This window comes from Bifidobacterium coryneforme, from assembly GCF_000737865.1.
Taxonomy (GTDB): domain Bacteria; phylum Actinomycetota; class Actinomycetes; order Actinomycetales; family Bifidobacteriaceae; genus Bombiscardovia; species Bombiscardovia coryneformis.
In genome coordinates, this window is record NZ_CP007287.1 from 665752 (window position 1) to 687737 (window position 21986).

The window sequence follows — 21986 nt, forward strand, 5'->3', positions numbered from 1 at the left end:
AGCATGAGTCAAGAAGATAGCTTTGCAAATCAACAGGCTGAGCAGGCAACCCCTGAAGCCTCCAGTCCTCTCCTGGAGGTGAAGGACCTCAAGGTCGACTTCACCTCGGACGGGCGGGATGTCCATGCGGTTCGCAACGCCTCTTTCAGCGTCTACCCGGGGCAGTGGGTTGCCATCGTGGGGGAGTCGGGCTCGGGTAAGTCCACTTCCGCCATGGGTGTGCTGGGCCTTCTCCCCGGCACCGGCAGGGTGGTCGGCGGCAGCATCAAACTGCACGACCGAGAGCTGGTCGGGCTGAGCTCCAAGGAGTATGAGGACCTCCGTGGTTCCCAGATTGGCCTGGTACCCCAGGATCCGATGAGCAACCTGAATCCGGTCTGGAAGATCGGAACACAGGTCAAGGAGGCCCTGGTCGCCAACAAGATGGACGTTTCCCGTGAGAAGCGTTCCAAGCTGGCCCAACGGCTGGCGGAGACCGAGAAGGTCAAGCTCAAGTCTTCAGATGATGAGCTCTTCATTTCCTCAGCTGACCTGCCCGGTCTCCTCGATGCCGCCAAGACGGCCCTGGACAGGGCCGGCGTCAAGGATGTCGACAAGATCATGGAGTCCCTCAAATCCGAATGGGATGTAGGCTCCGAGACCAGGTGGGGGGTTGCAAGCTCCCTGATCAGGGCCGGTCTGAGCGAGGACGAGGCCTGGTCCCTGGCCAAGGCCCACGTGACCGGTTCGGATATGAACGACCGTATTGCAGGTCTCCTCTCCGAGGCGGGCCTGCCGGAGGCGGCCACCCGCGCCCGTCAGTATCCGCACGAGTTCTCGGGTGGTATGCGTCAGCGTGCCCTGATCGCCATTGGTCTGGCTTCCAGGCCTGACCTTCTGATTGCCGATGAACCGACCAGCGCCCTGGATGTGACTGTTCAGAAGAAGATCCTCGATCATCTTCAGGGTCTGACCGACTCCCTGGGTACGGCCGTGCTCTTCATCACCCACGACCTGGGTCTGGCCGCAGAGCGTGCCCAGCACATCGTGGTCATGTACAAGGGTCAGGTGGTCGAATCCGGCCCCAGCCTGGACGTCCTGCAGCACCCGCAGCACCCCTACACCAAGCGGCTTGTTCAGGCCGCTCCGTCCCTGGCCTCCCAGCGCATCATCTCCGCCAAGGAGCGGGGGCAGGATGCCGAGAGTCTGATGGAGCACCACGTCAAGGGTGAATCGACCCTGGAACGCAGCGAGCACATCATCACGGTGGAGCACCTGACCAAGGAGTTCAAGCTTCCGAAGCGGAGGGAACTCTTCAAGGCCGTCGATGACGTCTCCTTCTCGGTCAAGCGTGGAACCACCCTGGCCATAGTGGGGGAGTCCGGTTCGGGCAAGTCGACCGTGGCCAACATGGTCCTCCACCTGCTGAATCCCACGTCGGGCAAGGTGTCCTACGAAAACAAGGACATTTCCGGATTCAAGGGCAAGGAGCTTTTGGAATTCCGTAGGCATGTGCAGCCGGTGTTCCAGAACCCCTACGGATCCCTTGATCCCATGTACTCCATCTTCCGGTCCATCGAGGAGCCCCTGCGCATCCACAAGATCGGAGACCGCAAGGCCAGGGAGGAGCGTGTCCGCGAACTTCTTGACATGGTGGAGATGCCGGAGTCGGTTATGGGGCGTTACCCCAACGAGCTCTCCGGTGGTCAGCGTCAGCGCATCGCCATCGCCCGTGCCATGGCTTTGAATCCTGATGTCATCATCTGCGATGAGGCCGTTTCCGCCCTGGACGTTCTGGTCCAGGACCAGGTTCTGCGTCTGCTCAATGACCTTCAGGCAGAGCGTGGTCTGAGTTACCTCTTCATCACCCATGACCTTGCCGTGGTCAGGCAGATCGCCGACGAGGTGGTCGTCATGCAGCATGGCAGGTTGGTTGAGCACGCCACCACCGATGAGGTGTTCGACCACCCGCAGCGTCAGTACACCCGTGACCTGCTTGACGCCATTCCCGGCGGCAAGCTTCGTCTGGGTCTCGATTAACATCGGCCGGCTCCTGTGACGGGTTGCAGGGGCCGGCTATGAAGGCGCCGGATTGGCGTCACTGAGGAAACGAGGCATCATGGGACTGTTCGGTTTCGGCAGGAAGCACAAGAAGGATCAGGTACTTGAGGGTCGCGATGAGGAAACCTCAACGTCTGATTCCGAAGCCCTGAAGAGCCAGGATAAGGGTTCCGACCAGGTTGGCGAAAACCGGAACCCACAGGACCAGGATGCCCCTGCCCAGTCGGAGGAAACCGGCGAGACCAGGCAGAAGTCAGCTCATGATGAACGGGTTGACGTGAGCCTGACCGAAGGCGAACGTGGTGTGGATCACGGTCCCTGGGACAGCGAAGATGAGGATGCCGTCGACTATGACGATTACCTCGACATCGGTTCCTTGCTGCTTCCCTTCCTCCAGGGCAGTCAGCTCAGGCTCAAGTCCAATGGGAAGACGGGGGAGATCCTGGGTGCCACTGTGACGTATGGGTCCTCCAGCCTGGAATTGGAAGCCTTCGCGGCACCCAAGTCCCTGGGTCTCTGGGAGGAGATCCGTGCCGACATCCACAAGGCCAATCCCAAGTCCAAGGAAGTGGATGGGGTCTTCGGTCGCGAGTTGACCCTTCCCGTCGAGGTCCGTGGCAAGAAGTTGATGACCCGCGTCGTGGGTATCGACGGGCCGCGTTGGATGCTGCGAGGCATCTTCTCCGGCCCTGCGGCAACGAAGGGCAAGGAGAAGGACCTGCTCAACCAATATCTGGCCGACCTGGTCGTGGTCAGGGGGGATGAGCCCCTTGCTCCGCGTGACCTGATCCCCATGCATGCCCCGGTCACTCCTGAACAGGACGGGGACGAGGACGGCAAGTCCAAGGACACCATTCCCGACAAGCCCGAGGGGCCTTTCGATTCTGACCAGCAGACCGAGGTGAAGACCACCCTCTCACGCGGCCCCATGTTCACCGAGGTGCGCTGAGTCTGTGGGCGTGCAGGGGCGGGATGACCGGTCCACTGATCGGGGCGATGGGAAGCACACCGGCCTGGCGGCCCTGGCCGATGAGGACTTCTCGGTCTACGAGGCCATCGGCGGATGGCGCGGCATTGTGGAGTCCCTGTTGCCGGGCCTGGTGTTCCTGGTTGTGTTCCTCATAACGGGGAGCCTGACCTGGACCATCATGGCATCGGGTGCCCTTGCCCTGGTACAGCTGATACTGAGACTCCTCCAAGGAGGATCCTTCCTGGGAGCCCTGACCGGCCTGCTGGGGGTTGGCATCTGTCTGATTTCGGCCTGGTTGAGCAAGGATGCCAGGAACTACTATCTGCCGGGTTTCCTGATTAACTCGTTCTGGATCCTGGTACTGGGCGTCAGCCTGCTGGTCAGGATTCCGGGGATAGGTGTCCTGGTGGAGTATGTGCGCGAACCCGTGCTTTCAGGATTTCGGGCCTGGTTGAAATCCTGGCGGTCCGACCCTGTGCTGCTTCGGGCCTATACGAGGGTCACCCTGGTTTGGATACTGGTCTTCGTTATCCGTCTGGCCGTGCAGGTTCCCCTGTACTTTGCGGGATCAGTCGGTCTCCTGGGCGGGGCCAGACTGGTGCTCGGCGTCCCCTTTTTCGCCCTGGCCATCTGGGTTTCCTGGCTGATGATGCGCGATCCCTTCCATGCCTTCCACGCTGTGCCAGGGAACAAGGGTGCTGAAACGGAAGAGCTTGACGGCATTGATGCAGGTGCGAATGGTGCCGGGCGGTCCAAGGGCTGATTCCGTCAGGATGGGATACCCCTTGGCTTGTAAGAAAGGCGAATATGGACGTTGAACTTCGCATTGAACGATATGCGGACCAGGGCCGGTGTGTGGCCCATCTGGACGGGCGAGTGGTTTTCGTACGCTTTGCCCTGCCGGGGGAGCTGGTTCGGGTCAGACTGGATGAACCGCACAAGCGACAGGACCGGTATTGCACGGGCGAGGTGATAGAGGTCCTGGAGGCCAGCCCTGACCGACGTGAGCCGGTCTGGCCGATGGCAGGCCCACTGGCATGGGGAGGCGGTCTGGGCGGTGCCGATCTGATTCACGTCTCCCTGCCCGGGCAACTGACCTGGAAAGCCGACCTGATTCGCCAGCAGATGGAACGCTTGGGTGGCATCCGGCTCGAAGATGTGCCTATTGCACGCCCCGATGACGACACCTGCCCGGATGGTCTGCATTGGAGGACCCGCATAGATCTGGTTGCCGACGACCAGGGCAGACCCTCAATGCGGCGCCGAGGCTCCCACGAGCGGGTGGCCTTGGAGTCCATGCCGCTGGCTTCACGACGACTTCTCGACCAAGCCGATGAACTCGGCCTCTGGAACGGCGGGTTCAAGCCGGGCAGCAGAATCAGAATGGCCGTGCCGGAACCCTTGGACAGTCAAGGCACGGATGGGAACTTTGCCCTGCAGGTTGATGGAAGAACCGAGAAGGGGAGCGACCCCCTGACCGAGCGGATACGGCCGAACACCGGTCGCCCGGATGAGGACACATTCACGTACAGGGTCGATGCCGGCGGGTTCTGGCAGATACATAGACTGGCTCCCTCCCTGCTCTCGGGTGCGGTCCTGACCGAGGCGAGACGACGCGTTAGCGAGCAGAAGGCTCCGGTTGTCTGGGACCTCTATTCCGGTGCTGGTCTTTTCACCCTTCCCCTGGCCGCTGCCTTCGGAGGGCGGTCACGGATTCTGGCAGTGGAGGGTGCTGCCGGAGCGGTGACCAGGGCCAGGGAAAACCTCGCGGCTGCGGATATGACCAATGCTGAGGTAAGGCGGGGCGATGTGGGGCGCGTGCTCAGGCATGGAGTGCCCAAGGCACTGGCCCATCCTGACCTTGTCCTCCTGGACCCTCCACGTGCGGGTGCCAAGGCCGAGGTATGCAGACTTCTGAATCAGGCGGCCCCCTCGACGATCATCTACGTGGCCTGTGACCCCACCAGTCTGGCCAGGGATACGGGAACCCTGCTCTCGCTTGGCTACGAGCTGGCCGATATTCACGCCTACGACATCTACCCGATGACCCATCATGTGGAGACCATGGCGGTCTTTACCAGGTAGGTTCGCGGTTATGGCCCCTGCCTTGCATCCGTGGATTTTTCGGGCCGTGTTGACGCCCCGCCTTGCCGTGGTCGCCCAGAGGTCGGTGGCGGAGGTGTCATCTTTTGACTCGATGGCCCCAGCAGTCGGCGCCTTGCGGGTGGAAATGGTGGTTTTCGTCTACAATACCGGTGATGGCAGGAATGACGAGAGGTTCAGGCGAACCAGACGTGTTCGGTATTTCAACCCTGCGTTTCGGCAGGCAGCGGATTCCGCGAGCCCTGATGGCCCTGTCCCTGACCCTGATTCTGGCGACTGTCCTGACGGCCTGCACCCCATCCAGCCAGGCCGTGGGCGATACCTGGCACCCTTCAACCGTTGACCATGATGGGGTTGACCGCTCCGATATCATGGTGGCGCTGGTCGGGAGTCCCTCCAAGCCCACGGATGCGGGAGCCAATGAGGAGGATGGTCGCATCCTGGCCTCCCTGAAGGGCCAACGGATGGACGGGTACTACTCGCAGGCGGCATCCTTCGGCGACCAGCAGGCGGGTGTGGAGGATGCGGTCAATCGCGAGGTCGACCTGATTCTTGTTCATGCCCCGGCACAAGGGGATTGGACACCCTCCCTTGCCAAGGCCAGGAAGGCTGGCATACCTGTGGCGGTCATGCCGGAGAGGGGGGCCGCCTGGGAAGATGGTCCTGATGGCATCTACTATGCCGCCACTCTCAGCATGGATACAGGCACAGGGAAGGGCACCCCGGTGCTCTTGGCTGACGCCCTGCAGAATATCATCGATGACGGCCCTCATACCCGAACCATACGGGTCACCCTGGGTCAGGCGGGGGAATAGGCATGAGTGAACGCAAAGACGGAAGCATCCCCACGTTTCCCCAGGTCGATGAACCCGGTCTGACCAGCTCCCAGGTGCAGGAACGCAGGGATGCCGGGCAGGTCAACACGAGCCAGGAGAGGTCGTCCAGGACCCTGGGGCAGATAGTCAGGGCCAACGTCTTCACTCTTTTCAACGCCATCATCCTGGGGGCCATGGTTGTGGTCCTCTTGACGGGCCAGTGGAAGGATGCCGTCTTCGGACTGGTCATCATCATCAACACCGGTATCGGTATCGCTACGGAACTCAAGGCCAAGCACACCCTTGACAGCCTCTCCATCCTGGTGGCCTCGGATTACTACGTCCGTAGGGACGGATCCAATCAGCGCGTTTCCCATGATGCCATCGTCCGTGATGACATGCTTTGGATTCGCTCCGGCGATCAGATTCCCGCCGATGCCCGAATTGTCGAGTCGTACGGGCTGGAGCTGGATGAGTCCATGCTGACGGGGGAGTCCAGAACGGTCCGCAAGGAGCCGGGCGACCAGGCCTATTCGGGCTCGACCGCTGTTTCAGGCATGGCCCTGGCAGAGGTCACGGCCGTCGGGGTGGGATCCTATGCTGCCAGGCTTACCGCCAAGGCCAAGGTCTTCAAAAAGGTCCACTCTGACCTGAACGAGGGAATCAACACCATACTCAAGGTCATGACCGTGGTGGTCATACCCCTCTGCATCCTTCTGATTTTCACCCAGATGCGCACCGTAGGCGGGCTCCAGACCGCCTTGTCGAACGGATCCTGGCGGCAGGCCGTCGTTTCTGCCGTGGCCGGGGTGGTCGGGATGATTCCCGAGGGGCTGGTGCTCCTGACCTCACTGAACTTCGCCCTGGCAGCCATTCGGCTGGCCAGGAAGCAAACCCTGGTGCAGCAGATGGAGTCGGTGGAGACCCTTGCCCGGGTTGATGCCCTCAACCTGGACAAGACAGGAACCATCACCGATGGGGGCATAGTCTTCGAGTCCGTCTATCCCCTTGACCCATCAGGGGAGAGCGACCAGGATGCCCTGGCCCAGCCCCTGGTTGATGTCTGCGCCGAGGAGAATCCCAACGCCACCGGTACGGCCATCATGGCGGGCCTGCCTCAGGTATCCCCGTCCGGAACCGTCAGGGCCCGCCTGCCCTTCTCCTCGGCGAGGAAGTGGAGTGCCATCCTTGACCGGTCAGGCAGGCTCTGGTATTTCGGCGCTCCTGAGGTCTTGCTGGCCTCCCAGGCCGAAGCACATCCCGTAGTGGAGGCTCAGGTGACCGACCTGGCCAACAGGGGCCATAGGGTTCTGATGCTGGCGGATGGGGGAACGGTTCGGAGGTCCGATGCAGATCAGGATTACTTCCAGGAGGCTGAGGCCCTGCCTGCGGATCTGATTCCCAGGGCTCTGATTTCCTGCTCGGAGCATATCCGAGAGGACGCTGCACCCACACTGGCCTGGTTCAGGGAACAGGGTGTTCGTTGCCGGGTCATCTCCGGCGACAATCCTGCCACGGTCGCAGCCATAGCCGATAAGGTCGGCTTGACAGGTGCGGCCAAACCGCGTGCCATGGATGCCCGGGACCTGCCTGAGAATTTGGAGGAGCTGGCTGGCGCCCTTGAATCGGTGGATGTCCTGGGGCGTGTCCTGCCGGACCAGAAGAAGGCCATAGTCCAGGCCCTTCACCTGAGTGGTCACACCGTTGCCATGACGGGGGACGGGGTCAATGATTCCTTGGCCCTGAAAGAGGCCGACCTGGGGATCGCGATGGGTAATGCCGCTCCGGCCACCAAGGCGGTTGCCGAGGTGGTCCTGGTGGATTCCAGATTCTCCCACCTGCCTGACGTCGTGGCCAGAGGCCGCCAGGTCATGGCCAATATGGAACGTGTGGCAGGTCTCTTCCTGGTCAAGACCGTTTACTCGGCTCTCATCTCCCTGGGTGTGGTCCTGACGGGTATTCCCTTCCCCTATCTTCCGCGTCACATCACCTACATTGGTGCCCTGACCATCGGTACCCCAGCCTTTTTCCTGGCCCTGGCCCCCAATACCAGACGTTATCGTCCCGGTTTCCTGAAGCGGGTGGTCGCTTTTGCTCTCCCCTCCGGGTTTGCCACAGGGCTGACGATCCTGGCCGCCGCCTGGTTCATGCCGACTCTGTTGGGTCTGGACAGGGGTGATTCTTCGGATTTGAACGCCCTGCGGTCGATCTGTGCCATCATCCTCTTCTTCATGGGGGTTCTGGTTCTTGCTCAGGTGGCCCGTCCCCTGCGCTCCTGGCGTGGCCTCCTGGTCCTGGTCTTTGCCTTGGCCGGGGTCATCGGTGCCTGCATCCCCCTGGTGGCGCGCTTCTTCGCCATCACTATTCCCCAGGGGCGAGCGCTGGCGGTGACCGCGGTCTCCGTCGTGGCTGGGGGTGCTCTCATGGCCTTGGCGGTTCTGGCCTATCCGCCATGTGCGCGGTTCATATCCCAGTTAACAAGCAGGCGGTAAAACAGGGAGCATATTCCGATGGTGTCCGTTTCCCGGGCAACCGTATGAGCCGGTTCTTGTGTCTTATCCGGACCGTGCCGACAGGGCTTGCCGGGCTGCGCGAGAGGATATGCCCATGAGCGATAGGCCGACAGGACAGGTGCTGTCCAAGCTTCGTGTGGGAGGCCGGGAGTTCGACTACTACCGTATTGCCGACCTTCCCGGTCTTGACCGGCTGCCGTACAGCCTGCGTGTCCTGGTGGAGAACCTGGTCCGAAACCGTGACGGAATCAATATCACCGACGAGCAGGTGGACGCCCTTCTGGGCTGGGACCCTGATGCGGAACCAAGCCATGAAATCCAGTTCACTCCGAGCCGGGTGGTCATGCAGGACTTCACCGGAGTCCCCTGCATCGTCGACCTGGCCACCATGCGTGATGCCGTCAGGGACCTGGGCGGTGACCCGGAGGTCATCAACCCCCAGGTGCCGGCCCAGATGGTCATCGATCACTCGGTCCAGATTGACCTGGCCGGGGTGCCCGGTGCCATCGAGCACAATATGGACGTGGAGTACCTGCGCAACAGGGAGCGTTACCAGTTCCTGCGCTGGGGGCAGCAGGCCTTCAGGGATTTCCGGGTGGTGCCTCCGGGAACCGGCATCATTCACCAGGTCAACATCGAGTACCTGGCCCAGGTGGTCATGCAGAAGGAACCCGGGCGGGAGGGCGAACGGCCTCTGGCCTATCTGGACTCCTGCGTGGGCACGGACTCGCACACCACCATGGTGAATGGCCTGGGCGTTCTGGGTTGGGGTGTGGGCGGTATCGAGGCCGAGGCGGCCATGCTGGGCCAACCCATTTCCATGCTGGTTCCCCGGGTGGTCGGTTTCAGGCTGACCGGTTCCATTCCCGAAGGGGTGACGGCCAGCGATGTGGTCCTGACCGTAACTCAGATGCTCCGTGACCATGGAGTGGTCGGCAAGTTCGTGGAGTTCTATGGCCGGGGGCTGAGTCAGGTCCCCCTGGCCAATCGGGCCACCCTGGGCAACATGAGCCCAGAGTTCGGTTCTACCTGTGGCATATTTCCGATTGACGAGGTGACCCTGGACTACCTGCGGCTGACCGGCCGTAGTGAGGACCAGGTGTCCCTGGTCGAGGCCTACGCCAAGGCCAACAGACTTTGGCACAACCCGGACGACCCGAATTACACGGAGCCTGTGTACTCCGAGACCCTGGAACTGGACCTCTCCACCGTCCGGCCTTCGATTGCAGGTCCCAAACGTCCCCAGGACAGAATCGCCCTGGACCAGTCCAGGAGTGCCTATAGGACGGCCCTTCCCGACTACGAGGCGCCTGATGCCGACCGGGAGCCGGTCCCGGTCCACACGGAGACGCACGGGGACTTCGACCTGACCAATGGGGCCGTGGTCATCGCCTCCATCACCTCCTGCACCAACACCTCGAACCCTTCGGTCATGGTGGCGGCTGGCCTCCTGGCCCGTAAGGCGCGTGCCTTGGGACTCAGTCCCAAACCCTGGGTCAAAACCTCCCTGGCACCAGGGTCCCAGGTGGTCACGGACTATCTGGAAAAGGCCGGGCTGACCGAGGATCTCGATGCCTTGGGATTTGAACTTGTGGGGTACGGCTGCGCCACCTGCATAGGCAATTCCGGTCCGCTGGATCCCGCCATATCCAAGGCCATCAACGAGCACGAGCTGACCATGACCGCTGTCCTCTCGGGGAACAGGAACTTCGAAGGCCGGATAAGTCCCGACGTGAAGATGAACTACCTGGCCTCTCCGCCCCTGGTTGTGGCATACGCCCTGGCCGGCTCCATGGACGTGGATCTGGTCAACCACCCGTTGGGGGAGTCCCCTGACGGCAGTCCGGTCTACCTTCGCGACATCTGGCCTTCCAACGAGGAGATTCAAACGGTCATCAACCGTACCTTGGACCGCGACATGTATGTGAAGGACTATGCCCAGGTGTTCAAGGGTGATGATCGCTGGCTGGGCCTGGATGTTCCCTCCGGGCAACTGTTCACCTGGGATCCGGATTCCACCTATGTACGCAGGCAGACCTTCTTCGATGGTTTGACGGCAACCCCGGCCCCCCTCGGCGACATCGAGGGAGCCAGGGTCCTGGCGCTCCTGGGAGACTCGGTCACCACCGACCACATCTCGCCAGCGGGTGCCATCAAGACGGATGGCCCGGCAGGGCTCTACCTGGAGGAACACGGCATAGCCCCCAAGGACTTCAACTCCTATGGGTCCCGGCGCGGCAACCATGAGGTCATGGTCCGCGGCACCTTCGGCAATATCCGTCTGCGCAACCAGCTCCTGGCCTCGGTCGGGCTGGAGGTCCGTCCGGGTGGGTTCACCTATGATTTCCTGTCCGGCAAACCGACCACGGTCTTCGAAGCCTCCCGGGACTACGCCGGGCAGGGTGTCCCTCTGGTCATTCTTGCCGGGAAGGAATACGGAACCGGTTCTTCGCGTGATTGGGCCGCCAAGGGGACCCTGATGTTGGGGGTCAGGGTGGTCATTGCCCAATCCTTCGAGCGTATTCACCGCAGCAACCTCATCGGTATGGGCGTTCTTCCCCTGCAGTTCCCCCAGGGGGAATCGGTCGAGAGTCTTGGTCTGGACGGGACGGAGACCTATGGATTTGAGGGAATTGAGGCCATCAACAGGGAGATACCCGATACGATAAGGGTCACCGCCCGCCGTGATGACGGTTGCACCGTCAGTTTTAAGGCCAAGGTTCGCATAGATACCCCCGGCGAGGCCGACTACTACCGTAACGGCGGCATCCTCCAGTATGTGCTGCGCAATCTGATGGATGGGCGTTAGGCCGCTGCCGGTGGGAACGAGGTCTGCCGTCTGGGTTCGGGGGCCATGGCCCCTGAGTTGTCTATCGCTTCAGGCGTCTCAGCCATGAGCTTGCCGATACCAAGGCCATGACCAGACCGCCGACCACCAGGAACACGATGATTCCCGGCCCGCCGGCATGGGGAAGCATACTGAGATACTCATAGGGGAGGATAGCGTCGTCCTGCTTGATTCCGTTGATTTTCCATACGATTGTGGTGTCGACGACTCCAACCGGATGGGCCGGTGTGGTCACCGTCCAGGTTTCGTCGTTCTCCGCCTTCAGATCGATGCCGTTCCGGCCGTCGAAGGCCACGGAGGTGAGATCCACCCTTCCGGGGAAGGGCATAGTCGTCGGCGTGAGGACCAATGTCTGGTTGATGGCGCCCAGTCCCAGCTGGTTCTCAGTGTTGCGGCCCCATGAATAGGTCTGCCCATCACTGCCGATGGCGATGGAAAAGAGGAATCCTGAACTCACCTGGGTCAAGGATACGTTTTCGGGCAGGCCCTGAACCGTGGTCGGGGTCAGGGCCTTGGAGGTCTGATCGTTCCAGTCGTTTGGAATGGACGGAACTCCCAGGGCCCCGCTGCCGTTCCACCCCCAGCAGTAGGTCTTTCCGTCGGTTGCCGGGGCCATGTTGAACCCGTAGCCGGTCTCGATGTCGGTCAGGACAACACCCGAAGGGAGAGGAACCTGAAGGGGCTGTGGGTTGGTTCGGTTTTCGGAACCGTTGCCCATCTCACCCGATCCGCCGAATCCCCAGGTCCAGGCCCTGCCGTTGGAATCCATGGCGGTTGTATGGCCGTACGTGGCCAGGATCTTGGTCAGGACGGTACCTGCCGGTAGTCCAATGAGCGGCGCAGCTGTCGGACTGGAGGTAGTGCCTCCATTACCCAACTCCCCGGACCCGTTCATGCCCCAGAGGTAGGCCTTGCCTGACCTGTCCAGGACGGCGTTGTGGTTGTTGCCTGCGCTGATGGAAACCACGCCGACGTCTTCCGACAGTCCTTGAACGCGTACGGGGGTGGTGCTCAGGGCGGCCGCATTGCCATCGCCTGTGGGGACCGAGGTGTTGCCCAGCTGGCCCTGCCCGTTCTTCCCCCAGGCCCAGACTCTTCCCTTGCTGTCCAGGAGCAGGTTGTGGAAGTAACCGGCGCAGATATCAACCACCGTTATATCTGAGGCCAGCCCTTGTATCGGCTTGGGTGTGGGGCTCATTGCGACGGATACGGAGCTCCCGGTTGGGATGTCACTACGTCCCAGTTGGCCGAATTCGTTGGAGCCCCAGGCATAGATCTTCCCGTCCGATCCGAGTGCAAGGGAGTGGTTGCTGCCGGCGCAGACCTTGACGGGGGTCACTCCGCTTGGAAACCCCCTGACCTCCACCGGTACCGGGGAATCGCCCTCGGCCTGGGTCCGTCCCAACTGGCTTTCGGCGTTGGAGCCCCAGGCGTAGATCTTCCCGTCCGACCCTATGGCCAGGGAATGGCTACCGCCGGCGCTGACCTGGCTGAATCTGACCCCCCGTTGTGCCGGGGGTGTCAGGGTAACCCGGGTGCCGCCGGTGTCCGGACCCTTGGCTGGCTGCATCTTCCAACCGTCCTGACCGGTCCATCGGGCGGTCAACGTCGTGTCTCCGATGACGGAGCGGTTGAAGTCATAGGCCACTTTTCCGATGAACCATCCGTCGAAGCGGTATCCGGAACGGACCGGGTCATTCGGTCGTGCGACCCTTTGCCCCGGCTCCAAGGTTTGTTCCGGGACTGTAGGGCCGTCCTGACCGGTATCGAAGGTGACCTGGTATTTGGCGGTCTCTCCCGTGTAGAGGTAAGGCAGGGCGGTGGTGGTTGATGCCCCGTATCGGGTCAGGTGGAGGAGGGCGACGGCCCTTCCCGAAGGATGAGGGGGTGTGGTGACTGTCCAGGAGCCGTCAGACAGCCTGGACAGGTCCGTTCCCGCCTGCCCGTCGAAGGTGACCGAATCGATGACCTGAGGGAGGGGGAAGGGGGTTTCGGTGGCCACGGTAACTGCCTGATCCCCGTTGCCTCCGCCCAGTTGTCCAAAACCATTGGCGCCCCACCCATAGACCCTGCCGTTGGTGGTCAAAGCCAGGGTATGCGCCCGTCCGGCGCTGATGGAATTTGCCTGCACCTGGCTGGGTAGGCCCTGGACCTGGACCGGGACCCTATTGGTGGTCGTGGTGGTGCCGTTGCCCATCTCCCCGCCACCGCCGTAACCCCAGGCCCAGACCTTGCCGTCACCTCCGATTGCGGTGGAGTGCCCGTAACCTGCGCTGATTGCAACGCATTTCATCCCGCTGGGCATGGACACGCGGGTGGGGGAGGAGTTGGATGAGGAGGACTGACCGTTACCCAGTTCCCCCGACGTATTGACCCCCCAGGCCCAGACCGTGCCTTGGTCGTCCAAGGCCAGGGCGTGTTCGGAACCTGCGCTGACGGATACGATTTTGGTGCCTTCGGGGAATCCCTTCACCTCGGTAGGTGCGGCGGACCAGGAATCATCCCGGTCCGATCCTGAGGGCACTGAGGGATTGCCCAGTTGGTCGTGGGCATTGCTGCCCCATGTAAACACCCTCCCGCTGGAATCCAGGAGGATGTTGAAGTTGCCTCTTGCACTGATGGAAACAGGTACCGTGCCCGACGGTAATCCCTGCACCTCCACAGGCGTCTTGCTCAAGGCGCTCGCCTCCCCATGACCGGTGGGAAGATCGGTCCTGCCCAGCTGTCCATACTGGTTGTCGCCCCAGGTATAGACCTTGCCGTCTCGACCAAGGGCGATCATATGGCTGGCTCCGGCGCTTACCTGCGCCAGGGTCAGGTCCGAGGGGAGCTGAACGGGGACTGGCTTGCCCCATCCATAGGGTTTGGTGGGGTCGCCCAACTGGCCCCGGTCGTTATGTCCCCAGGCCCAGGCCTTCCCTTCTGCGGTCAGGGCAATTGTGGTGTAGTCACCGGTGGCTATGTCGGTTGCTGTTCCCGCGGGTATTCCTTTCAGCCGGACGGGGGAGGTGGTGGGGTTGTCGAAGTCTCCGCCAAGTGTGTTGTCGCGGTTGTCGCCCCAGGCGTAGATGTCGCCGTCGCTGCCGAGGCCGAATGTCCGCCAGGATCCTGCGCTTATTTTGCTGAATCTGGTTCCGTCCGGTGCCAGGGGCGTCAGCACGATCCGGGTGCCACCTGCCGGGTCGCCGCTGTCGGGATTCATGGACCAGTTCTTTTCAGGGGTCCAGCCTGCTTTCAGAGTCAATGGGGAGGTTACCGGCTTGCTGAAGTCATATGCAACACCACCCGCGAACCAGCCGTCGAAATGATACCCTTCGCGTTGCGGATTGGTGGGCCTGGTGACCAGTCCACTGGCCGGCACGGTCTGGGGGGAGGGGGCCGGTTGCCCCTGTGTGGCATCGAACTCAACCTGGTAGCCGGCCTCGCTGGCCGTCGCGACTTCCGTGGTCGTAATCAAGGGCACGATAAGGAAAATCGGGACCAGAGCAGCCAGAAGTGTGGTCAGGGTAGAAGAAGCACGTCTGCCTATGGACACGAGGGCCTCCTTGTCGTGCTCCTCTTCTCAAGAGAACAAGGGCGCGCAATCGAGCATGGCGCTTATCCGTTACTGCAAGTTCGATAAGCTCTGAATCATCCACTGTAGGGAATGCAACCCTGGAATCCGTTGATTTCGAAGAAACGACACGACACAGGATTTGTTACCTCGGTCTCTTTTCCCGATTGGGACGGCAAGGAGGCGGGTTTCATATATCAAAAAGGCCGGAGCAGCTGGTGTTCCAGCCGCTCCGGCCTTGAGCCGGTGGTCTACCAATCAGTCACTGTTTCCGACCATGTCCAGGATGTACAGGAAGAGATTGACGAAATCAAGATAGAGGTTCAGTGCGCAAAGGATGGAGACCTTCTTGATGACCTCGGTTCCCTGATTCTGGTAAGCGGCGAAGATGCGCTTCGTCTGTTGGACATCATAGATGGTCAGTCCCGCAAAGAGGACGATGCCGATGCCTGCCACAATCCTGAGGGCCGTGTTCGAGGGAGTCAGGAACATCAGCGCGACCTGGACCACGATCAGGAAGATCAGGGCGACCAGGAGGATGCTGCCCATGCCCATCAGGTTCTTGCGCGTGGTGAGTCCCAGCATGCTCAGAACGAAGAAGAACCCGGCGCAAATCACCAAGGTCAACAGGATGCTCGGGAGGGAGTATGCCACGAATATGGAACTCAGCGTGAAGCCCATCAAGGCTGCATAGAGGTAGAACATGACCCTGGCGGTCGTTGTCTTCATCGTCATGATCCTGGTGCCCAGGAAGACGGCGAAGAGTACCTGGGCAACTGACAAGCCAATCCAACCCCACATTCCCGTGGCCATGATGAAGGCGTACAGGAGACCGGAAACGGCCGTAAGGTAGGCAACAGCAGCCGTGACAAGCAGACCGACGGCCATTTCCCCGTACGCGCGGGACATGGAGATATTCTCGGCTCTTCGCAGGGAAGCGGCAGCGCGGCTGTTCATCGGCGGTGTGGATTGAGGCTGGGGCATCGGCATGGCCGGTGGCTGAGCATAGATCGTCTGGCCGTACTGGGCCTGCGGAGCATACTGTCCTTGTGGRGCRTACTGWCCYTGTGGGGCGTACTGACCCTGTGGGGCATATTGACCTTGCGGGGCGTACTGGGTCTGTCCTGGGTAGGGGGCCTGTGGCGTGTATTGCGCCTGAGGCGAGGCCTGCATCTGGGGGTTCTGCTGCCTGTACTGGATGCCCTGCTGATTGAAGTCATTGCTTTCTTGGGGCTGACCGTTGAGTGCCATAAGGTTCTCCTTGAAGTGCCTGAGACTGGTTTAGGCACCGTTCGGTCAATTCTACACGTTTGGAAACTAGGTGTATGCGATATCAGTCTCCGTACTATGCGTGACGTATTGGCTGGTTACCCCTATGGGAGAAAAATGGAGGCGGCCCCCTGGGGAATTGAGTGAGCCGCCTCCGATGGCCATGGGCTTTGGGATGCCCGAAATGGCCTCTTACTCAGGTGAAGTATTGGTAGTGGTTGGTGGGGTGTGCCGGTGCCGGTTGGCATTGGTGATGGCAAGGGTGAGCATGCCGGCGATGATCAGAAGGATGATGCCGGTGCCTCCCGCGTTCGGCAGGATGCCGGTGTGCCGGTAGGTGTAGGTGTTGGTGGTGTCGTCGGGCTGGTCCTGCCCTGCGAGGGTCCACCGGACGCGCACGGGTACAGGTCCCGGGTCGTGAACGGTGGTGGTGACCTGCCAGGTGTTCGGTCCTGTCCGTCGCAGGGGGAGTGTGGCGTTGTCGATGGTCAGGCTGGTGGGTGTGGGCTGCGGGGGGACGGTGGCCTTGTGCGGCGTTGGCGTGGGGTCGGTGTCGCCGTGGCCTGCTTGTCCGTCGGTGTTGTCTCCCCATGCCTGGGTGTCGCCGTTGGTGTCGATGGCGATGGTGGTGTCACCGCCTGCAATGGTGACGGTGGTATGTAGGCCGGGTACGACCGTGGGCTGCAACGGAGTGGAGGTGTCATGGCCTGCTTGTCCGTTGGTGTTGTCCCCCCAGGTCCAGGTGCGGTGGTCCTGTCCGGTGGCGGTGTAGTGGGCGCGCCCGGTGGAGGTGTGCGTGAACCGGTATGTGTCGGCCGTGCCTGCGGGCTGGATGCGTACGGGGGTTGCGGTGTCGGTGCCGTCGGCGAGGGTTCCCCAGGCCCAGAGGCGTCCCTGCTGGTCGATGGCCAGGGTGTGATCGCCTCCCGCGCTGGCCTGGACATAGCCTGTAGGCTGTTGCGGGTCGGGTGCAGCGGCGGCGATGGGGGTGCCGGTGTCCTCGTCTTCATCGTCTTCATCGTCTTCGTCAACGTTGGCATCGGTGTCGGCGTGGCCGAGCTGGCCGTGTGTATTGGACCCCCAGGTGTACAGGTTCCCATCCGATCCGATTGCCAGGGCATGCCGATCGCCCGCAGCGATTTGTTCGTAACGGAACGCCGGGGGTGCCCCCTTGGGGACGTGCACGAGCAGAGGGATGTCGCTTTTGGTGCTCCCGTATGGGTCGCCGAGCCCTTCTGGCATGGTTCCCCAAGTGTACATGGTGCCATCGGATCCGAGCCCGATGACGAAACCGTCTCCGGCGGCGGTGGAGACCCAGGTGAATTCGGGGTCTTCGGCATCGGCAGGGGTGAGGACCTTGACGGGCCTGGCGCTGCTGGTGCTGTAGTCCCTATCTCCAAGTCCGCTGGGTAGCGACCCCCAGATGTAGAGGTTGCCGTCGGAGCCGACTGCGGTGCTGTGGGTGCGCCCGGATGCGGCCTTCACCCAGGTGAACTCGTCGCCGGTGCCGTCGGGTCGGGTAATCAGGACCGGGGAGGTGCGCCGGGTGAGGGTGCCGTCCCCGAGTTGCCCGTAAGTGTTGTCACCCCAGGCGTACAGGTTGCCATCCGAGCCGATGCCCAAAGCGGACGATCCGCTCGTGTCCACTGAGGCCAGGCGGATACCGGGCGCGGCGGGTGCGGTCAGGGTCAGGGTCTCGTCGCCGTACTCGCTGCCGTGGTCCGGGCTCAGGACCCACCGACCGGCTCGGTGCCACCGACCGGTCAGGGTCAGGTCATGCTCCAGAGGTCGGGTGAAGTCGTAGGCCACGTCACCGTCGAACCATCCGTCGAACGTCCACCCGTCCTCGTGTGGGTCAACCGGGCGTTGAGTGGGCTCGCCGACCGGAACCTGCTGCGGGTCGGGGGCGTGACCGTGTGGGGTGGTGAAGGTGAGGGTGGCCATGTCGCCGGTGTAAGTGAACTGCTGGCTCGTGTCCTCGACGTGCTGGGATTCTTCGTAGTCGTCGTCCCCCTGGACGCCGGGCAGGGTCCGGATGGTCAGCGAGACGGTCTCGGGCCGGTGCCGTGGCGAATAGGCATGCCAGCCGTCGGGCCTGCGCCGCATATCCCCGAGATTCGTCTTGGGGCCGAACAGGACACTTGTGATTCGACCGTCCACCGGGCGCCACACCATGACCGGATCGGTATGGGCTCGTTCGTTGTGGTCATAACGGTCGGTGTTGATGCCAAGCTGACCCCGGTCATTCTCCCCGAACGCGTACGCGTCGCCGTCCGAACCGATGATTATCGTGTGGTCGCAGCCGCCGCCGCTCATGGTAAAGAGGCGGGCGTACTTGAATCCTTTCGGTGTCCCTTTGGGGATTGGGACGCGGATGGGGTTGGATACAGGGGGTTCGTCGCGGCCAATATTGGTGTCGGTGCCCAGCTCGCCGTACCAGTTATCGCCCCAAGCCCAGACGCCGGTGTTTGTGAGGACCATGGACTTTGCCCCCGAGTCACCTATCTCAGTTGCCCCGGACAGGTCAGGTACGCGGCCGGGTCGATTGGCGGGGTTGGTCGCGTCCGTGGTGCGGGCCAATGCGGCTTTCGGCTCATCCCCCCACGTGTAAACGTTACCGTCCCGGCCGATTCCGATGGTTTGGGCGTAGCCGCCGGCGAGGGCGGTGAACCGCAGCCGGGTGTCGACGGGTGCCGGTCCAGCGCCGACGTGGCCGAGTACAGCATCAGGATCCACAGGGTTGGCGCTCATGTTGTCATCGGCGCCCCAGGTCCAGGCCGTCCCATCACTGGTCAGGGCCATGGAATGAGAATCGGCTCCGCCAACTGTGGTGAAAGCTGCCTCGGGTATGAGCACCTTCTCGGCGGTGTAGCCCCAACCGCGGCCGTCCCAGCTGAGGTAGCGTCCCAGCTGACGGTTATGGTTGAGTCCCCAAGACCAGATATTGCCATCCTGATCCAGGGCCAGCGTATGGCTCATGCCGACGCCGATGGCGATGAACCTGACATCCGCGGGCACGTCAATCAGGCCAGGTCGTTCGTAGGGGTGGTTGTCGTCTTTTGGGCGGCCCTGTTGGAACTGCTGATTGTTGCCCCAGGTCCAGACCCTGCCGTCGCGGTCCAGTGCTACGGAGTGCCAGTAGCCTGCCTGGACTTGGGTGAACTTCACGCCTTCGGGCATGGCAACCATCACCGGGGTCAAACGCTCGGCAGTGGTGCCGTCGCCGACCTGTCCGCTGTGGTTGGCCCCCCAACCATACGCATTACCGTCGCTGCCCAGGGCCAGAGAATGGTGTAACCCTGTGGACACCTGGGCGAACCTGACAGGTGCGGTGGGTGAAGCCAGATGCACGTCGCTGCCACCACGCCAGGGACCCTCGTTGGGGGTGGTGACCCTCTGCCCCCAACGGGCTGTCAAGGTTACGTCCCCGATTACGGGTTTGGAGAAGTCGTAGGCCACATCGCCCTGGAACCAGCCGTTGAATGTCCATCCGTCCGAGGTCGGGTCGTCGGGGAAACGCACGGTGTCACCGACGACGACGCGTTGCGCGGGCGTAGAGGATCCATGCTCGGTCTTGAAGGTGACGGTGACGGTGCGGCCGGTGTAGGTGAAACGCTGACTGGTGTCGTCGGGTTGGGCGACACGGTCAATCGTGGATTTGATGGTGAGGCTGGCGGTGCCCAGGCCGTGCCTGGGGGCGGTGACATGCCACCCGTCGGCCTTGCGATAGGGGCCGGCTGAGTTGCGTGATTCATCGAAGGGAAGGTCGGTGAGCTGGGTGTTGGCGACCTGCCAGACCATCCCCGGGAGAGGGTTGGCAGTCTTGTTTGCGGTGTTGTATCCCAACTGACCGTATGTATTATCGCCATGGGCGTAGGTGTTGCCATCGGTGCCGACGAGTAGAGTATGGGTGCCCGCTGATCCGCTCGGGATGGAGATGTATCCGAAGCCGGCAGGCACTTTGCCCGGGGTGGAGACTTGGACGGGCGCGACCGCATCCTGGGTGGTTCCGTTGCCGAGTTGGCCCCGGTCGTTGCTTCCCCAGGTCCAGACACCGGTGTCGGTAACGGCTACGGTGCGGCCGGCTCCGGCGCTGACACCGGTTGCCCCGGTCAGGCCGGGCACACGGCCTGGTCTGTCGGCGGGGTTGTCCTTATCGGTGGTATGGCCCAGTCTCCCGTTCGCCGTGTCGCCCCATGTCCAAATGGTCCCGTCTTCGGCTATGGCCGTTGAATGACGATCGCCTGCGCTGACTGCGGTGAATCGTAGATCGGTAACGACCGGGGCTGGCGGAAATCTGGGGTAGATACCATTGTCGTTAGGGACTCTGTCAGTACCGAGAGCGTTGCTGAAGTCGCCCCAGCTCCAGGCGACACCGTCTTCCGTCAGGGCTATGGAGTGGGCCTTCCCGGCACTGATCGCTGAGAATACAATCCCCTCGGATGGTATGTTCTCTTCCACCAATCCAGGTGTTTGCTGACGGTATTTTTGGGTGCTGCGAGCAATTTGACCAGCTGTTCCCCAGGACCAAATCCGTCCATTCTGGTCCAGGGCCAGGGAATGTGCAGTGCCAGCGGCAATCGCAGTGAAGGTCACGTCCTCGGGTGCGGCGATTAAGCCGGGTGTGGAGATGGCCCCCTCGGTGCTTGAGCCTTGCCCCAGGTTACCGTACCACTGGTTGTGTCCCCAGGTCCATATCTTGCCGTCCAGGTCCAGGGCCATGGCGTAGTCGCCCCCGGCGGACACCTGTGCGATCCTGATACCTTCGGGCATTGCGACCATCTGTGTAATGTTGCGCTGGGTTGTGGTGCCGTCACCCAACTGGCCGTATTCGTTGTCACCCCATGCGTAGGCATTGCCGTCGCTGCCCACCGCCAGTGAGAACCCGTTACCTGTGGACACTTGGGCAAGGCGGACCTGATCGGTTGGCGTCGTCACCGTCACGTCGGTGCCGCCCAGATGGGGGCCTTCGGTTGGGCTGGTGGAGAACGAACCGCCCCACTTGGCGGTCAGGGTCACGTCCCTGATTACGGGTTTGGTGAAGTCGTAGGCCACATCGCCCTCGAACCAGCCGTTGAAGGTCCAGCCCGCACGGGTGGGATTGTCATGTGGAATGGCGGCTGGTTTTCCGTCGGCCACGGTCTGCTCGGACGGCATCCTCTGAGTGCCTGCCACGGAAGAGAAGGTCACGGTATGGTTGCCCCGAGCCCTGCTTGCAGGGCGCCCCGCGTCAGCCAGCGGACTGGGCGTCGACAGCGGGGAGGGGGCGGTTTGCTGCTTTGGTGCAGCTGCCGAAGACGGCGAAGCCGAAACCGAAGGTGATGGTGAAGCCGAGGGGGAGGGCATAACAGAGGGAGAGGCCGAGGGGGCAGGAGAGACGCTGACGGAATCCACCTGGTCCTGTTCGGCCCCCGATGCCCGGACTCCCGCTGCCAGTCCCAGCCCCGCAAGGGACAGGGCGGCCATGATACCCAGAACGGGACGCAAGAAACGACGCCCGGACACGACGGAACTGCGCATACGCGTAGCTACCTCCCCAACAATCCACCCCTACTGTCGTCCGAACAACAGCAAACCCAACTAAAACGGAATCCCGCCACCCCCATGACGGAATCGGACAAGAGTAAGGATGATCCCAACAATCAAACCGAGAAAAGTTTACCATGCTTCCCGAGGGTGCGACAGCCTGCGTGTCCGTACCCTTGCCAGAGGCAGCATAAAATGAGGGCATACCTAGTGTGGAAGGCTCTGAGCATCGGGGTGTCGGGCGCAAACATCGGTGACTAAGGGAAGACCAACTTTCGGAGATTCGTCTTCCTGGGGCTCTCCGCCAGGCCTACGATGAGGATAAGGCCATAACGGGCAACCGATCAAG

The 21986-nt window shown here is 62.2% G+C and carries 10 protein-coding genes; 7 read left to right on the plus strand and 3 right to left on the minus strand.

The window, feature by feature from the left end:
- Nucleotides 1–3: 3 nt before the first annotated feature.
- The 7 genes from bcor_RS02470 to acnA all read left to right on the plus strand — a co-directional run bounded on the left by bcor_RS02470 (nt 4) and on the right by acnA (nt 11250).
- Nucleotides 4–2019, plus strand: coding sequence for a dipeptide ABC transporter ATP-binding protein (locus bcor_RS02470; RefSeq protein ID WP_033497182.1), 2016 nt, complete (start codon nt 4–6; stop codon nt 2017–2019).
- A 79-nt stretch (nt 2020–2098) separates the two neighbouring features.
- Nucleotides 2099–2989 (plus strand): DUF3710 domain-containing protein, encoded by an 891-nt coding sequence (locus tag bcor_RS02475; protein ID WP_033497180.1) that lies wholly within the window; start codon nt 2099–2101, stop codon nt 2987–2989.
- A 4-nt stretch (nt 2990–2993) separates the two neighbouring features.
- Nucleotides 2994–3773, plus strand: a complete 780-nt coding sequence (locus bcor_RS02480) for a DUF3159 domain-containing protein (protein ID WP_238548566.1) — start codon at nt 2994–2996, stop codon at nt 3771–3773.
- 44 nt (nt 3774–3817) lie between these two features.
- Nucleotides 3818–5095: a class I SAM-dependent RNA methyltransferase gene (locus bcor_RS02485; protein ID WP_033497179.1), complete on the plus strand. Its 1278-nt coding sequence runs from the start codon at nt 3818–3820 to the stop codon at nt 5093–5095.
- 173 nt (nt 5096–5268) lie between these two features.
- On the plus strand, nt 5269–5928 hold the full coding sequence (locus bcor_RS02490) for a type 1 periplasmic-binding domain-containing protein (RefSeq protein WP_148303943.1): 660 nt from the start codon (nt 5269–5271) through the stop codon (nt 5926–5928).
- 2 nt (nt 5929–5930) lie between these two features.
- Nucleotides 5931–8420 (plus strand): HAD-IC family P-type ATPase, encoded by a 2490-nt coding sequence (locus bcor_RS02495; RefSeq protein ID WP_051875617.1) that lies wholly within the window; start codon nt 5931–5933, stop codon nt 8418–8420.
- A gap of 115 nt (nt 8421–8535) precedes the next feature.
- Nucleotides 8536–11250, plus strand: a complete 2715-nt coding sequence (acnA, locus tag bcor_RS02500; RefSeq protein WP_033497175.1) for an aconitate hydratase AcnA — start codon at nt 8536–8538, stop codon at nt 11248–11250.
- 61 nt (nt 11251–11311) lie between these two features.
- Here the strand turns inward: acnA and bcor_RS02505 are convergent, their stop codons facing one another.
- The 3 genes from bcor_RS02505 to bcor_RS02515 all read right to left on the minus strand — a co-directional run bounded on the left by bcor_RS02505 (nt 11312) and on the right by bcor_RS02515 (nt 21631).
- The gene (locus bcor_RS02505) at nt 11312–14824 is read right to left on the minus strand and encodes an RCC1 domain-containing protein (protein ID WP_033497173.1); all 3513 of its coding nucleotides are present in this window, start codon (nt 14822–14824) and stop codon (nt 11312–11314) included.
- A gap of 276 nt (nt 14825–15100) precedes the next feature.
- A complete protein-coding gene (locus bcor_RS02510; protein ID WP_238548567.1) occupies nt 15101–16093 on the minus strand; it encodes a Bax inhibitor-1/YccA family protein in 993 nt (330 codons plus the stop codon).
- A 210-nt stretch (nt 16094–16303) separates the two neighbouring features.
- The gene (locus bcor_RS02515) at nt 16304–21631 is read right to left on the minus strand and encodes an RCC1 domain-containing protein (RefSeq protein WP_033497171.1); all 5328 of its coding nucleotides are present in this window, start codon (nt 21629–21631) and stop codon (nt 16304–16306) included.
- Between the last annotated feature and the right edge of the window lie 355 nt (nt 21632–21986).

Excerpts from the sequence above, each read along its gene's own strand:
- bcor_RS02470 (WP_033497182.1), top strand. The coding sequence starts at position 4 with ATGAGTCAAGAAGATAGCTTTGCAAATCAACAGGCTGAGCAGGCAACC.
- bcor_RS02475 (WP_033497180.1), top strand. The coding sequence starts at position 2,099 with ATGGGACTGTTCGGTTTCGGCAGGAAGCACAAGAAGGATCAGGTACTT.
- bcor_RS02485 (WP_033497179.1), top strand. The coding sequence starts at position 3,818 with ATGGACGTTGAACTTCGCATTGAACGATATGCGGACCAGGGCCGGTGT.
- bcor_RS02490 (WP_148303943.1), top strand. The coding sequence starts at position 5,269 with ATGGCAGGAATGACGAGAGGTTCAGGCGAACCAGACGTGTTCGGTATT.
- bcor_RS02495 (WP_051875617.1), top strand. The coding sequence starts at position 5,931 with ATGAGTGAACGCAAAGACGGAAGCATCCCCACGTTTCCCCAGGTCGAT.
- acnA (WP_033497175.1), top strand. The coding sequence starts at position 8,536 with ATGAGCGATAGGCCGACAGGACAGGTGCTGTCCAAGCTTCGTGTGGGA.
- bcor_RS02515 (WP_033497171.1), bottom strand. The coding sequence starts at position 21,631 with ATGCGCAGTTCCGTCGTGTCCGGGCGTCGTTTCTTGCGTCCCGTTCTG.